Below are 13,536 nucleotides of genomic sequence, written 5' to 3'. Positions count from 1 at the left end.
GAGCCCTCCGGGCGATGCGGGGGTCCGGGGTCGGAGCCCCTGGCGGGGGCGAAGGGGCGGAGCCCCTGGGGATGGGTCGGGTAGGGGCGGCGGGGCGAGAAGCGTCGGTGCCGCGCCCGGCGTCCTACAGGAACGCCAGGTCCACGATCCAGAAGCTGGCGGCAGCCACGACCGCCGCGGCCGGCATCGTGATGAACCACCCCATGACGATGTTCTTGGCGACACCCCAGCGAACCGCGTTCACCCGCTTCGTCGCCCCGACACCCATGATCGCCGACGTGATGACATGCGTGGTCGAGATCGGCGCCTTGAAGAGGAACGCCGTGGCGAACATGATCGACGCCCCCGTCGTCTCCGCGGCGAACCCCTGCGGCGGATCAAGCTCAATGATCTTGCGCCCGAGCGTCCGCATGATGCGCCACCCACCGGCGTACGTCCCCAGCGACAGCATCACCGCACAGACGATCTTCACCCACACCGGAATCGGATCGTCCGACTTCTGGACGTCGCCGATGACGAGCGCCATCACCACGACACCCATCGTCTTCTGGGCGTCCTGAAGACCGTGCCCGAGCGCCATCCCCGCCGCGGACACCGTCTGCGCGATACGGAACCCCCGCTTGGCCTTGTGCGGATTGGCCCGCCGGAACAGCCACATGATCGCGCACATGACCAGATAGCCGCCGATCAGACCGACGACCGGCGACAGGAACATCGGGATGATGACCTTGTCCACGACCCCGGACCACAGCACCTTCGTACCGCCCGCGAGCGCGGCCCCCACCAGCCCCCCGAACAACGCGTGCGAGGAGGACGACGGAAGCCCGAAGTACCAGGTGACCAGGTTCCAGACGATGGCCCCGACGAGCGCGGCGAAGAGGATGCCCATCCCCTTCGAGCCTTCGGGCGTCGCGATCAGTCCCTTGCTGACGGTGTTCGCCACCCCGCTCCCGAGGAACGCGCCGGCGAGGTTCATCACCGCGGCCATGGCGAGCGCGGCCCGCGGGGTCAGCGCCCGCGTGGACACCGACGTGGCGATGGCGTTCGCCGAGTCGTGGAAGCCGTTCGTGTACGTGAATCCGAGCGCGACCAGGATGGTCACGACCAGCGCAAAGGTGTCCACGAAGTTCAGGACTCCTTGACGGCGATGGTCTCCACCGTGTTCGCCACATGTTCGAACGCGTCGGCCGCTTCCTCCAGCACATCCACGATCTGCTTGAGCTTCAGGACCTCGATGGCGTCGTACTTGCCGTTGAAGAGATGGGCGAGCAGCTTGCGGTGTATCTGGTCGGCCTGGTTCTCCAGCCGGTTGACCTCGATCCAGTACTCGGTGAGGTTGTCCATCGTCCGCAGGTTCGGCATCGCCTCGGCCGTCAGCTCCGCGGCCCGGGCCAGCACCTCGATCTGCTGTTCGACACCCTTGGGGAGCTCCTCGACCTGATACAGCACGACCAGGTCGACGGCCTCCTCCATGAAGTCCATGATGTCGTCGAGGGACGAGGCCAGGTTGTAGATGTCCTCGCGGTCGAACGGCGTGATGAAGGAGGAGTTCAGCTGGTGGAAGATCGCGTGAGTGGCGTCGTCACCGGCGTGTTCGGCGGCCCGCATGCGCTCTGCGATCTCGGCCCGGGCGGAGGCGTCCGCCCCGAGCAGTTCCATCAGGAGTTTCGAGCCCGTGACGATGTTGTCCGCGGAGGCGGAAAACATGTCGTAGAAGCTCGTCTCCCTGGGGGTCAGACGAAAGCGCACTTGAGGTCCTCGAAGTCCTTTTGTTCGGTCAGGCTGATGCTAGGCGCATCATCCGGCCACGGCTAACCGGCCGTCCCCCAGTGTCGCCCATCAGGCACAGTGATCAGCACGGGGTCCGGTCCCGCCATCGGGCAAGGGCCCTATACCCAGCAAAGTTCGTTACCATATACCCACCAGGGGTATATATACCGGACCATCAGGAGGACGCGATGACGACCACCGAGGCCCGCGCGACGGCGCCCTCCGGCGAGGCCAAAACGGTTCAGGAGATCCCGGACACAACGAACACCACGGACACCCAGGCTCCCACCGAGGCCGCCGGGGGCGTCGTGACCGATCACGACCGCGGCATCCACGGTTACCACCAGCAGAAGGCCGAACACCTCAAGCGTCTGCGCCGCATCGAAGGCCAGATCCGCGGTCTGCAGCGGATGGTCGACGAGGACGTCTACTGCATCGACATACTCACCCAGGTCTCCGCCTCCACCAAGGCCCTGCAGTCCTTCGCCCTCCAGCTCCTCGAGGAGCACCTGCGCCACTGCGTCGCGGACGCGGCCCTCAAGGGCGGCGACGAGATCGACGCGAAGGTCGAGGAGGCCACGAAGGCGATCGGCCGCCTGCTGCGCACGTGAAGCCGCCTGCTGCGCACGTGAAAGGGGGCTACTCCCCCACGCCGCTCCCCCGGGTGCGCTCTTCGGCCACCTTCAGCACCTCGTCGATGCTCTCCAGGCTGAGCCGCTCCTCGTGGGCGGCCGAGGCCGCGATGATCAGGTCGCCGCACAGCTCGATCTCGGCGAGGGCCACGTGGTCCTGAACTGCCGTACCGCCGACCGGAGCCACGTGCATCACCTCTTCCTGCCGTCACCGACTTCCTAGAGTAGGGAGCGGCCTACACACCGCGCATGGCACGGAAGGGCCATTTCCAGCCCCCAACTCCTCCTCACACCTGGACCGGCATCCACACCGACGGACGGACGTCTACGGCTCCGCGATCTTCCCCGCGAAGATGTCCGCGGGTTCCGGAAGCCGTACGCGGGTAGAGACCCCGAAGCCGTACAGCAAGGTCGTCGAGGCGACCGCGACGGTGCCCTCCTGCCGGCCGTTGATGAAACTGAACCGGTTCCGGAGCTTGCGGATGCGCCCCTGATCGTCGAGGTAGACGTCGAACGGGACTTCGGCGGTGGCGAAGCCTTTCGCCGCCGCCGCGAGTGCCTTCCGGTTCCCCCGCGAGGCGCTCTGCGCGGCGATGTCCAGGTCGGCGATGCCGCGATAGTGACGCACCGGCGTCCCCGCCACCTCCGTCCTCCCCACGTACGTCGCCCTCCGCGCGCCCCGCAACAACTCGGCCGCGGCGAACGGGTCGGTGGCACCGCCGGTCACGAGGTTCCCGTCGGAGAGCGTGGACGTGTCGACGCGCACCCACTTGTCGGCGGGCACCCCGGCGCCGCGGTTCTTCATGAACAGGGCGCCCGGGGCGAGGAGCTCGGTGATCGGCCGGTGCTCGACGGCTCCCGCGGGATCCTGCGGCAGCAGCACCTTCAACTGCCCCAGCTGCTTCTTGAAGTCGTAGACACCCTGGCCGCGGATGGTGACCCGGGTCCCGCCCGTGGCCATCTCCATCGACGTACGGGTCTGGGCACTGCCGGCGCGCTCGAGTGCGTCGGCGGCCCGGTGCAGTACCTCGACGGAGGTAATGCCCTCACGCGCGTCCTCGGCACCGGCCCGGCCGACGGAACATCCGCCGACGCAGACCATGAGCCCCGCCATCGCGACCGCGACGACGCCCGTGCCCATGCACGTCCGACTCTGCTGCTGCGCCACCATCGTCTGCCGACCCCCAGCCGGTCCGTCCCGGGCCTCCTGTCGTTCCGGTTAACGACGGGTAGGGACGCCCGTCACGCGGCGGTGATTCGTTTGCTTGCCTTGGGTAACGTTATTGATGTGGCGCAGCCGGAGGACACCCATCTCGTCGAGGAACACCGAACGACGACGGTCGAACAGGGCCGCTTCTGCCTGGCGCGCTGCTGCTGCGGCTGGCGAGGCCCGGCCCGCCGCGCCCGCAGCCTGGCCCGCACGGACGCCGAGGGTCACACGGAGAACACCCCGCTCGCGTAGGGCCCGGCGCTGTGACATCCGCGACTCCGCGGCGCGGGCGCGCCCAGCGCCCTGCCACCCGCGGCCCAAGAGCCACCCCGGCGTCCGGGGGCGTGGGGCCCGGGTTCACGATGGGGTGACATCCGCGCGGGATCACGACCCTGTCCCGGTTCTGTCCCGCGCGCGCCCGCCGCGGAACCCCCAGGACCCGGCACACGTCTCGTCACACGCACGGGAAACAATGGGAGGCGCACATGCAACGGCGTACGTTCATAGGTGGCGGCGCGGCCGCACTCGCGGCGGCGGCCACGGCCGCGTGCAACGGCAAGGGCAGCGGGAGCAAGGCAGCGGCGACCACGGACACGTCCGGCACCTCCATACACACGGCCACCAGCGGTACGGCAGGCACCAGCACGGGCACCGGCACAGCCGTCCATGCCGCCGCCAACTGGACGGCCCTCGCCAAGGACCTCGACGGCGCCCTGGTCCGCCCCGGCGACCGCAGCTGGACGGCGGCCCACCAGCTGTACAACACCCGCTTCGACTCCCTGAAGCCCACCGCCGTCGCGTACGTCGCCCACGCGGACGACATCCGTACGACCATGGCCTACGCCCGCGCCCACAACATCCCGCTGTCGATCCGCAACGGCGGCCATTCCTACGCGGGCTGGTCCTCCGGAAACGGCCGGCTGATCCTGGACGTCTCCAAGCTCAACACGATCCGGGCGTCCGCGAACGAGGCGGTGATCGGCGCCGGTTCCAAGCTGATCGACGTCTACCGGGCGCTCGCCGCGAAGGGCGTCACCATCCCGGCCGGCTCCTGCCCGACCGTCGGCGTCTCCGGTCTGACCCTCGGCGGCGGCCACGGCGTGGTGTCACGGGCGTACGGCCTGACCTGCGACAGCCTCACCCAGGCGACGCTGATCACGGCGGACGGCAAGCAGGTCGTGGCGAACGCGAGCGAGAACAAGGACCTCTTCTGGGCCCTGCGCGGCGCCGGCAACGGCAACTTCGGCGTCGTCACCGAGCTCCGCTTCAAGACGCACGCCGCCCCGCAGGCCGTTTCGGGCTACCTGACCTGGCCCTGGGCGAAGGCCGCCGCCGTGGTGAAGGCCTGGCAGGAGTGGGGCCCCAGCCAGCCGGACGAGATCTGGTCCTCGCTCCACCTGGAGAACGGCGGCGGCACCCCCACCGTCGCCATCGCCGCCTTCTCCCTCGGCACGTACGGCGAACTGCAGAACGCCGTGGACCGCCTGGCCACCAAGATCGGCGCCCCCGCGCGCAGCGTCTCGCTCAAGAGGCACACGTACAAGGAGTCGATGGAGGCCTACGCGGGCTGCTCCTCCTTCCCCACCGAGGCCCAGTGCCACCTGCCGGGCTCGACGCCGGGCCGCTCCCCGCAGGGTGCCCTCAGCCGCGATACGTTCGCGGCCCGCTCGGACTTCTTCGACCGGTCCATCTCCGCGGCCGGCATCCAGACACTCCTGAACCAGGTCTCCTCGGTCCGCGGCGGCGCGGGCAGCATCGCGCTCACCGCGCTGGGCGGTGCGGTCAACCGGGTCTCGCCGACCGCGACGGCCTTCGTGCACCGGCGTTCCCGGATGCTCGCCCAGTACTTCGCCTCCTGGGGCTCCGGCGCCTCCGGCACCGCGGTCCAGTCCTGGCTGGTCTCCGCCCACTCGGCGATGGCCCCCTACGCCTCCGGTGCCGCCTACCAGAACTACACGGACGCGACCCTCACCAACTGGCGCAAGGCGTACTACGGCGACGCGGCGACCCGCCTCGCGGCCCTGAAGAAGCAGTACGACCCGAACCGTTTCTTCACCTTCCCCCAGGCGCTCTGAGCGCCCCGTAGGGCAAGCGCCCCGAGAACACCCTGCAAGGGGGAGCGCCTACGCCGCGAGGTCCGGCTCCTCGGGCCGCTCCGCCCGCGCCCCCGGAATCAGCGCCTCCTGCCCCGCACGCCGCTCGCTCCGCGCCCGGATCAGCCACCCGGCGCGCGGCGAGCCCTCCACGGCCTTCATCACCGGGGTCAGCAGGGCCATGGCGAGCGGGGAGAGCAGCAGGGCGACGGCGGTGCCGAGGGCGAAGCCTCCGACGACGTCCGTCGGGTAGTGCACGCCCATGTAGACCCGGCAGAAGCCTTCGAGCAGCGCGATCCCTATGCCGACGAGCCCGAACTTCCGGTTCGCGACGAACAGCCCGACGCCCATCGCCATGGTGAGCGTCGCGTGGTCGCTCACGAAGGAGAAGTCGGTCTTGCCGCTGACCAGGACGTCGAGCCCCTGATGGTCGACGAAGGGACGGGGCCGCTCCACGAAGCCCCGTATCGGCACGTTCACCAGTACCGCGATGCCGGCCGCGAGCGGCGCCCAGACGAGCGCGGCCACCGACGGGGCGGCGCTCTCGTCGCCGTGCCTGCGTACGGTCCACCAGCACCACAGCACCAGCAGGACCATGGCGAGCAGCAGTCCGTACTCGCCGACGAACTCCATGCCGCGGTCGAACCAGTGCGGCGCGCCCTTGGCGAGGCCGTTGATGTCGTACAGCAGGTCGACGTCGGGGTTCGAACCGGATTCGGCGAGTCCAGCCATGGTGCTGCGGCCCCTTCGTCGTCTTCCCGCGGGCGCAGCCTTTCGTGCGCCGCCCGATCCACCCCCGTGGTCGTAGATCGGCTCTACGTCAACAGGAACGCACATTCCCCTTCAGTACGTTCCACCCTCCACCGAATGATCACGCAGACGTTATCGAAGAGAGATACATCGCCGCAGCTCAGAGGTGGGATCAAACCGTCGTCGGCAACGCTTTCGCGCCATCTTCGGTCACCCGCGTGGCGCCGAAGTAGTCGGGGGTGTCGATGGGGTCGAAGCGGATGACGGCACCCGTTCGCGGTGCGTCGATCATGTACCCGCCACCCACATAGATACCGACGTGCCGAATGGCGCGCGAGTTGGTGAGGTCGTCGGAGAAGAACACCAGATCACCCGGAAGCAGCTCCGCGCGCGCGGGGTGCGGTCCGGCGTTGTACTGGTCGTTGGCGACGCGCGGCAGGGTGACTCCGACACTCTCGAACGCGGCCTTGGTCAGACCGGAGCAGTCGAAGCGTCCCCCCTGGTCAGCGGTTCCGTTGCCGCCCCACAGGTAGGGCGTGCCGAGCTTCTTCTGCGCGTAGTAGATCGCCGCGGCGGCCTGCTGCGATGGATCCACCCGGCTCACCGGCCGCGCGAAGCTCTTCTCCAGAGTCGTGATCGTCTTCACATAATTCTGGGTCTCCTTGTACGGCGGCACGCCCCCGTACTTGATGACCGCGTAGGCCCCCGCGTTGTAAGCGGCGAGCATGTTCTCCGTGACGTTCCCGGGCGCGTTCTTCACATAGGACGCGAGCTTGCAGTCGTAGGAGGCCGCCGACGGAATCGCGTCATTCGGGTCCCATACGTCGCGCTTGCCGTCCCCATTGCCGTCGATTCCGTGCGTGGCCCAGGTGCCGGGGATGAATTGCGCTATCCCCTCCGCCGCCGCCGGACTCTTGGCGTTCGGGTTGAATCCGCTCTCCTGATACAGCTGTGCGGCGAGCAGCGCCGGATTGATCGCGCTGCACAGATTGCCCCACTTCTGTACGAGCGTCTGGTACGCGGCCGGCACGGCGCCCTTGGCGAGCCCGACCGATCCGCCGCCGACCCCGTTGGCGAGGTTCCCGGCCACCATGTAGACGCCGACGACCAGCGCCGACATGAAGGCGAGCCCCACCCCGGCGACGGCGGTCACCACGACCCACGTCTTACGCACCGTCAACCGCCCCTCGCCGCCCGGGAGTCCGCCGGACGTCAGTCTAGAGGCGACCCCTGTGCGAGGAAACGATCACACACGACAAGAAACGGGGGCGCGAAGTGCGCCCCCGACCCTCCCCGCGCGCCCCTAACTCGCTTTGCGCGCCTCCTTGTACAACGCCGCAACCTCTTTCCCGAGGACGACGCTGTACGAGATGTCGTCGGTGTCCCCGCCCGCCTCGTGGCCGCCGATGACCCCGACGACCTCTCCGTCGCCGTTCACCCAGGGGCTGCCGCTGGTGCCGCCGGCGAAGGCGGGGCACGCGATGCGCTGCTGGGTGGGGCTGTGAACGGTCGGCTTGTTCGTACAGATGATCGGTACGTCGAGAGTGCTGGGGTAGCCGGTGACCGTGACGGCGGTGGCCCCGGTCTCCCGCCCCGTGGCGAGGGCGTTCGCGCCGACGACGTCCTCGATGCCCTTCGCGTGCTGCTTGGCGACCTCGGCGAAGGCGACGTCGCTGTCCTCGTCCTGACCGCCGGTCCAGGCGTCACCGACATAGGTCTTCTTGACGTCCCAGATCCCGTACGGCGCCTGGCCGTCCCGATAGCCCGGGACGAACCGCAACTTTCCGGACCCGTCCAGACAGTGTGCGGCGGTCACCAGAAGGTCCCGCCCCTCGCTGTGCACGACGGAGGCGGTGCAGAAGTGTCCGCTCAGGCCGTCGCCCGCGCCGAACAAGGCGCCCACACGGGCGCTCGCCTTGTTCACGCCGGCCTGCACGGTCACGCCGAGCGGCCCGGGGCCGTCATCGGCGGACGCCACGGACGCGGACGTGACGGCCAGCATCACGACCACGACGAACAAAGCGTTCCGCCGGTTACCAGGGGGACGAGTGGTGCGCTTCATCGGTTCACACTCTGGCCCACGGAATTAAGAAAAATCCTGGAACCACACTGAGAATCTCCTATGAGTCACCGGTGGGAGCCAACGGGAGCACAACAGCAGGTCCACCGTACGACCCATCTCCGGCCCCCGCACGCACACTCGACCCACAGCCTGTGGACAAACATCGCCGAACCCGGCCGGAGCAATAAAGTGACGGCGGACAGTGAACCCGTTCACGTGCCCTCCCCCTCGCCCTCACCCTGAAGGAAGACTCCCGTGGCTGACGTCCCCCCGGACCTCGACTGGGTCCGCGCCGCCCCGGACGACGCGACCGGACCCGGCCCCTGGATCGAACTGGCCTTCGGCGCCGATGACCTGGTCTACATCCGCGAAACCAGCGACCCCACCAACATCGTCACCACCACCCAGAGGAAGTGGGACGCCTTCGTCCTGGGCGTACAGGCGGGCGAGTTCGACCACTTCGTGGAGGGAGTGGAGGGAACGGAAGGACTGGTGGGAGCGGAGGGAGCGGAAGGACTGGTGGGAGTGGAAGGACTGGAGGACGAGCGGCCTTAGGGCCGCGGCGATACGCCCCGGTCTCTCTCTCTCTCTCCCCCCCCCCCCCCCCCGCACGCGAGGCGATCCGCTCCCCCGCCCGATACACAGACACCCGGCGAAGCGAATCAAGCCAGCGTCAACTTCCAGCCATCGAGGGGCCATTGAGGGGTAACCCGATCACCCGGGTTCGGTAAGGCGGAAGTCAGAATTCCAGATCCCCCTTGTTTGTCGCGTACTCAACAAGCGAGTGTCTACGCGGGTCACACAGGCCCGGCCGCCGGGAACACCGTACCGACGGCGACAGCACCCGCACCGCCCCTGTCAACCTCTCTCAGGAGCTGTACGTTGCGTACTACACCCCCCATTCCCCCCACATCCGCCACACCCGGCAACAGATCGGCCGCACGCCCCAACTGGCGCCGCATAGGCTCCGCGGCCGCCGCCACCGCCGCCCTCCTGGCGGCCGGTCTCGGCACCGCCGTCGACGCGAGCGCGGCGACCGGCACGACCGCGACCAAGACCGTCGCGAGCAGGTCCGCCGCCGTCGGCACCGGTTCCACCAAGGTCACCTGGACCCGTTCCTGCGCCGAGCCCAAGAAGAAGGGGGAGATGGCCTGCAACGCGCTGCGCGTGACCGGCGGCGTCACCGCCTTCATGAAGGCGAGCGCCCACGCGAACGCCGTCACCCCCAAGGCCGCCGCCGACTCCCCCACGGGCTACGGCCCCAGTGACCTCCAGGACGCGTACGGCCTGAGCTCCGCCGCCGCCTCCAACGGCTCGGGCAGGACCATCGCGATCGTCGACGCGTACGACGACCCGAACGCGGCCTCCGACCTCGCCGCGTACCGCTCGTACTACGGTCTGCCGGCCTGCACCGTCGCCAACGGCTGTTTCAAGAAGGTCAGCCAGACCGGCTCGACGACCTCCCTCCCCTCCGCCGACAGCGGCTGGGCCGGCGAGATCTCGCTCGACCTCGACATGGCCAGCGCCATCTGCCCGAACTGCAACATCACGCTGGTCGAGGCCAAGTCCTCCTCCATGGCCAACCTCGGCACCGCGGTGAACGAGGCGGTCAAGCTCGGCGCGAAGTACGTCTCCAACAGCTACGGCGGCTCGGAGTCCTCCTCCGACACCTCCTACGACAGCTCGTACTTCAACCACCCGGGCGTGGCCATCACGGTCAGCGCGGGCGACGAGGGCTACGGCGCCGAGTACCCGGCGGCCTCCAAGTACGTGACCTCCGTGGGCGGCACCGCTCTCTCCGCCAGCTCCAACAGCCGCGGCTGGACCGAGAAGGTGTGGAACACCAGCAGCACCGAGGGCACCGGCTCCGGCTGCTCCGCCTATGACGCGAAGCCGACCTGGCAGACCGACGCCTCCTGCTCGAAGCGCATGATCGCGGACGTCTCGGCCGTCGCCGACCCGGCGACCGGCGTCTCGGTCTACGACACCTACGGCGACGGCACCGGCTGGGTCACCTACGGCGGCACCAGCGCCTCCTCGCCGATCATCGCGGGTGTGTACGCCCTGGCCGGCACCCCGTCCAGCGGCTCCTACCCGGCGTCCTTCCCCTACGCGAAGGCCGGCACCTCGGCGCTCAACGACGTGACGTCGGGCAGCAACGGCTCCTGCTCCACGAGCTACTTCTGCACCGCGAAGTCGGGCTACGACGGCCCGACCGGCTGGGGCACCCCGGAGGGCGTCGCGGCCTTCACCGGCTGACCGGATCACCTCCGCACGGCACGGAGCCGCCGGGCGATGGAGTGTGTGGGGATCCACCGGCGGCGCCCGAGACGGGCCGCGGCAACCAGCCGCGGCCCGTCCGCCGTCGTGTCCACCCGGTCGGAATCCTTGATGAATCCCTTGCCCTGCCTGTGCGTTGAGTCAAGCGGCGCTCAGCCGCAGTCCATCGAGCGGCCATCGAGGGGTAACGCGGCGGCCTCGTTCAGTAATGCGGAAGTCAGGATTCCAGACGGGCCTTGTTGTCGCGTACTCAACAAGAGGATGGTCATCGGCGGGCCGCTCAGCCCTCCGCCGGGGACATCGCACCGGCGGCGCACCCGCACTGCCCCTGTCAAACACTCTCAGGAGGCTGTCCGTTGCGTACCTCAATCCCCCAAGAGCCCGCCAGACCTGTCCTGCGCGGCAAATGGCGCCGCATCGGTGCGGCCGCCGTCGGCACCGCGGCCCTCGTCCTGGCCGGTCTCGGCACCGCCGTCGACGCGAGCGCCGCCCCCGCCACCACGACGACGGCCAGCACCACGGCAGCCGCCTCCACCGCCGCCAAGGTGACGTGGAGCCCGGCCTGTTCCACCCCCGCGAAGGGCCGGATGGCCTGCAAGGCGCTGCGCGTCACCGGCGGCACGACGGCCTTCCAGAAGGCGAGCGCCCACGCGGACGCCGTCACTCCGAAGGCCGCCGACGCCGCCACCCCGTCGGGCTACGGGCCGAGCAACCTCCAGAGCGCCTACGGCCTGACCTCCGCCGCCGCCTCCAACGGCTCGGGCGAGACGATCGCGATCGTCGACGCGTACAACGACCCGAACGCCGAGGCGGACCTCGCCAAGTACCGCTCGTACTACGGCCTGTCGGCCTGCACCACGGCCAACGGCTGCTTCAAGAAGGTCAGCCAGACCGGCTCGACGACCTCCCTGCCCTCCAGTGACACCGGCTGGTCCGAGGAGATCTCCCTCGACGTCGACATGGCCAGCGCCATCTGCCCGAACTGCAACATCCTGCTCGTCGAGGCCACCTCCGCCACCATGGCCAACCTCGGCAAGGCGGTGAACGAGGCCGTCACCCTGGGCGCGAAGTACGTCTCCAACAGCTACGGCGGCTCGGAATCCTCCTCCGACTCCACGTACGACACCTCCTACTTCAACCACCCCGGCGTCGCCATCACCGTCTCCGCGGGCGACTCCGGCTACGGCGCCGAGTACCCGGCGGCCTCCAAGTACGTGACCTCCGTCGGCGGCACCGCCCTGTCCACCAGCTCCAACAGCCGCGGCTGGACCGAGAGCGTCTGGGAGACCAGCAGCACCGAGGGCACCGGCTCCGGCTGCTCCTCGTACGACGCGAAGCCGACCTGGCAGACGGACACGGGCTGCTCGAAGCGGACCATCGCCGACGTCTCGGCCGTCGCCGACCCGGCCACCGGCGTCTCGGTCTACGACTCCTACGGGGTCACGGCCGGCTGGTACACCTTCGGCGGTACGAGCGCGTCCTCGCCGATCATCGCCGGTGTGTACGCCCTCGGCGGCACCCCGTCCAGCGGGTCCTACCCGGCGTCCTTCCCCTACGCGTCGGCCGGCACCTCCGCCCTCAACGACGTGACCTCCGGCAGCAACGGCAGCTGCGGCTCCAGCTACCTGTGCACCGCGAAGTCGGGCTACGACGGCCCGACCGGCTGGGGCACCCCGGAGGGCGTCGCGGCCTTCACCGGCTGACCGGCGGAACACAACGTAAGGGCACGGAAAAGCACCCGAAGCACGGGAAAGCGGGGGGAACTGCCGGGGAGGACGTGGGGATCCTCCGGCAGTGCGGGGTACGGGCCGCGGCAACCAGCCGCGGCCCGTTTCCGTGCGCCACGGCGACGGAGATAGCCTTCGGGCAGCGGCCGTGCGTCCACATCGGGCAGACGCACGACCCGGAGAACATCGGCTCGACGAACCGTCAGAAACGCGGCGGGCACGCAGGGATGCTGCGACGAGCGGTGGGGCGACCACCCCGCGCTCGCCGTAGAAGGGGTTAACGACGGAACCACACCACAGGTTCCGGTTCGACTTCATTGCCCGGCGTGACCAGCCGTGATACACAGAGTGACCATGCGACTCTTCGCATACCGTCGCACGCCTCCCACAAGGGGCCCGCGTACGCCGGTGACAAGGGATTCGTACGAAAACCGCCAATCAATGACGCCAAGTCGACATACGACAGCGGCATTGTCGGCGAGAATGGGCCCGACCTCTGCGCACAGTGGCAGGGGGTGCAGAACTACCCACTAGGGGCGGTGACTTACATGCTTTTCGCAGCCGACAAGGGCGACATCACCACAATCATCGGCGGAATCGCCCCGGACTGGGGTCCCTTCGGCAGCCTGGGCAACGAGGCCAAGACGATGATCCAGGTCGTGATGGCCGTCGCCATCCTGCTCTGCCTCGGGATCGCGATCTGGGGAGCGGCGAAGCAACGTATCGGAGCAACGGCGCTCCGTGACACGTTCAGCGCCGAACAGGGCAAGGGTCTGATCATCGCGGGCCTCACCGGGGTCTTCATCATCGGATCCCTCGGCACGCTCTTCACCATCGTGTACGGCATGGCCGTCTAGCTTCGGCCGGGCACCCGGCTCCTCACCTCATCTCCTCCTTTCCCTGTCCGACCCACCCGTCCGACGTGCCCACCGGCTGAGGTTGCGTTTCCCTGATGTCGAGTCACCACACCGCGTCCGCGCGGGAACCAGCACGGCTACCGTCGTACTACGCG

14 protein-coding genes are annotated in these 13,536 nt (G+C 68.9%); 7 read left to right on the top strand and 7 right to left on the bottom strand.

What is annotated here, in order from left to right; all coding sequences use genetic code 11:
* Positions 1-124 precede the first annotated feature (124 nt).
* Together OG568_RS27720 and OG568_RS27715 are read right to left on the bottom strand one after the other, a co-directional pair.
* A complete protein-coding gene (locus OG568_RS27720) occupies positions 125-1,123 on the bottom strand; it encodes an inorganic phosphate transporter (protein ID WP_266433082.1) in 999 nt (332 codons plus the stop codon).
* A gap of 5 nt (positions 1,124-1,128) precedes the next feature.
* Positions 1,129-1,749: a DUF47 domain-containing protein gene (locus OG568_RS27715; protein WP_054232360.1), complete on the bottom strand. Its 621-nt coding sequence runs from the start codon at positions 1,747-1,749 to the stop codon at positions 1,129-1,131.
* 209 nt (positions 1,750-1,958) lie between these two features.
* Here OG568_RS27715 and OG568_RS27710 point away from each other — a divergent pair, with 209 nt between their 5' ends.
* A complete protein-coding gene (locus tag OG568_RS27710; RefSeq protein ID WP_329533506.1) occupies positions 1,959-2,381 on the top strand; it encodes a metal-sensitive transcriptional regulator in 423 nt (140 codons plus the stop codon).
* 28 nt (positions 2,382-2,409) lie between these two features.
* Here OG568_RS27710 and OG568_RS27705 read toward each other — a convergent pair whose 3' ends face one another.
* Both OG568_RS27705 and OG568_RS27700 read right to left on the bottom strand, forming a co-directional pair.
* A complete protein-coding gene (locus tag OG568_RS27705; RefSeq protein ID WP_329533505.1) occupies positions 2,410-2,595 on the bottom strand; it encodes a hypothetical protein in 186 nt (61 codons plus the stop codon).
* Between the two features lie 132 nt (positions 2,596-2,727).
* The gene (locus tag OG568_RS27700) at positions 2,728-3,543 is read right to left on the bottom strand and encodes a hypothetical protein (protein ID WP_443077775.1); all 816 of its coding nucleotides are present in this window, start codon (positions 3,541-3,543) and stop codon (positions 2,728-2,730) included.
* A 147-nt stretch (positions 3,544-3,690) separates the two neighbouring features.
* On the opposite strand from OG568_RS27700, the gene OG568_RS27695 reads away from it, so the two are divergent.
* On the top strand, positions 3,691-3,864 hold the full coding sequence (locus OG568_RS27695) for a hypothetical protein (protein ID WP_329533503.1): 174 nt from the start codon (positions 3,691-3,693) through the stop codon (positions 3,862-3,864).
* 233 nt (positions 3,865-4,097) lie between these two features.
* Positions 4,098-5,687 carry an FAD-dependent oxidoreductase gene (locus OG568_RS27690; protein ID WP_266583574.1) on the top strand — a complete coding sequence of 530 codons (1,590 nt, stop codon included), beginning with the start codon at positions 4,098-4,100 and terminating at the stop codon, positions 5,685-5,687.
* A 48-nt stretch (positions 5,688-5,735) separates the two neighbouring features.
* On the opposite strand, the gene OG568_RS27685 is transcribed toward OG568_RS27690, so the two are convergent.
* From OG568_RS27685 to OG568_RS27675, 3 genes are all read right to left on the bottom strand, one after another.
* On the bottom strand, positions 5,736-6,437 hold the full coding sequence (locus tag OG568_RS27685; RefSeq protein ID WP_329533502.1) for a phosphatase PAP2 family protein: 702 nt from the start codon (positions 6,435-6,437) through the stop codon (positions 5,736-5,738).
* A gap of 190 nt (positions 6,438-6,627) precedes the next feature.
* A complete protein-coding gene (locus OG568_RS27680) occupies positions 6,628-7,629 on the bottom strand; it encodes a C40 family peptidase (RefSeq protein WP_329533501.1) in 1,002 nt (333 codons plus the stop codon).
* 129 nt (positions 7,630-7,758) lie between these two features.
* Positions 7,759-8,517, bottom strand: coding sequence for a trypsin-like serine peptidase (locus OG568_RS27675; RefSeq protein WP_329533500.1), 759 nt, complete (start codon positions 8,515-8,517; stop codon positions 7,759-7,761).
* 255 nt (positions 8,518-8,772) lie between these two features.
* Between OG568_RS27675 and OG568_RS27670 the strand changes: the two genes are divergently transcribed.
* The 4 genes from OG568_RS27670 to OG568_RS27655 all read left to right on the top strand — a co-directional run bounded on the left by OG568_RS27670 (position 8,773) and on the right by OG568_RS27655 (position 13,381).
* A complete protein-coding gene (locus OG568_RS27670) occupies positions 8,773-9,072 on the top strand; it encodes a DUF397 domain-containing protein (RefSeq protein WP_329533499.1) in 300 nt (99 codons plus the stop codon).
* Positions 9,073-9,399: 327 nt separating this feature from the next.
* Entirely contained in the window at positions 9,400-10,776 is a 1,377-nt protein-coding gene (locus OG568_RS27665; protein WP_443077774.1) for a S53 family peptidase, read from the top strand.
* 377 nt (positions 10,777-11,153) lie between these two features.
* The gene (locus tag OG568_RS27660; RefSeq protein ID WP_329533498.1) at positions 11,154-12,500 is read left to right on the top strand and encodes a S53 family peptidase; all 1,347 of its coding nucleotides are present in this window, start codon (positions 11,154-11,156) and stop codon (positions 12,498-12,500) included.
* A 572-nt stretch (positions 12,501-13,072) separates the two neighbouring features.
* Complete coding sequence (locus OG568_RS27655) at positions 13,073-13,381, top strand: hypothetical protein (RefSeq protein ID WP_054232206.1); 309 nt, start codon at positions 13,073-13,075, stop codon at positions 13,379-13,381.
* The last annotated feature ends 155 nt before the right edge of the window (positions 13,382-13,536 follow it).

Origin of the sequence: Streptomyces sp. NBC_01450, assembly GCF_036227505.1 — a bacterium.
Lineage (GTDB): Bacteria > Actinomycetota > Actinomycetes > Streptomycetales > Streptomycetaceae > Streptomyces.
Note: the sequence above shows the minus strand (reverse complement) of the source record. Positions and strands in the feature narration are given on the sequence as shown.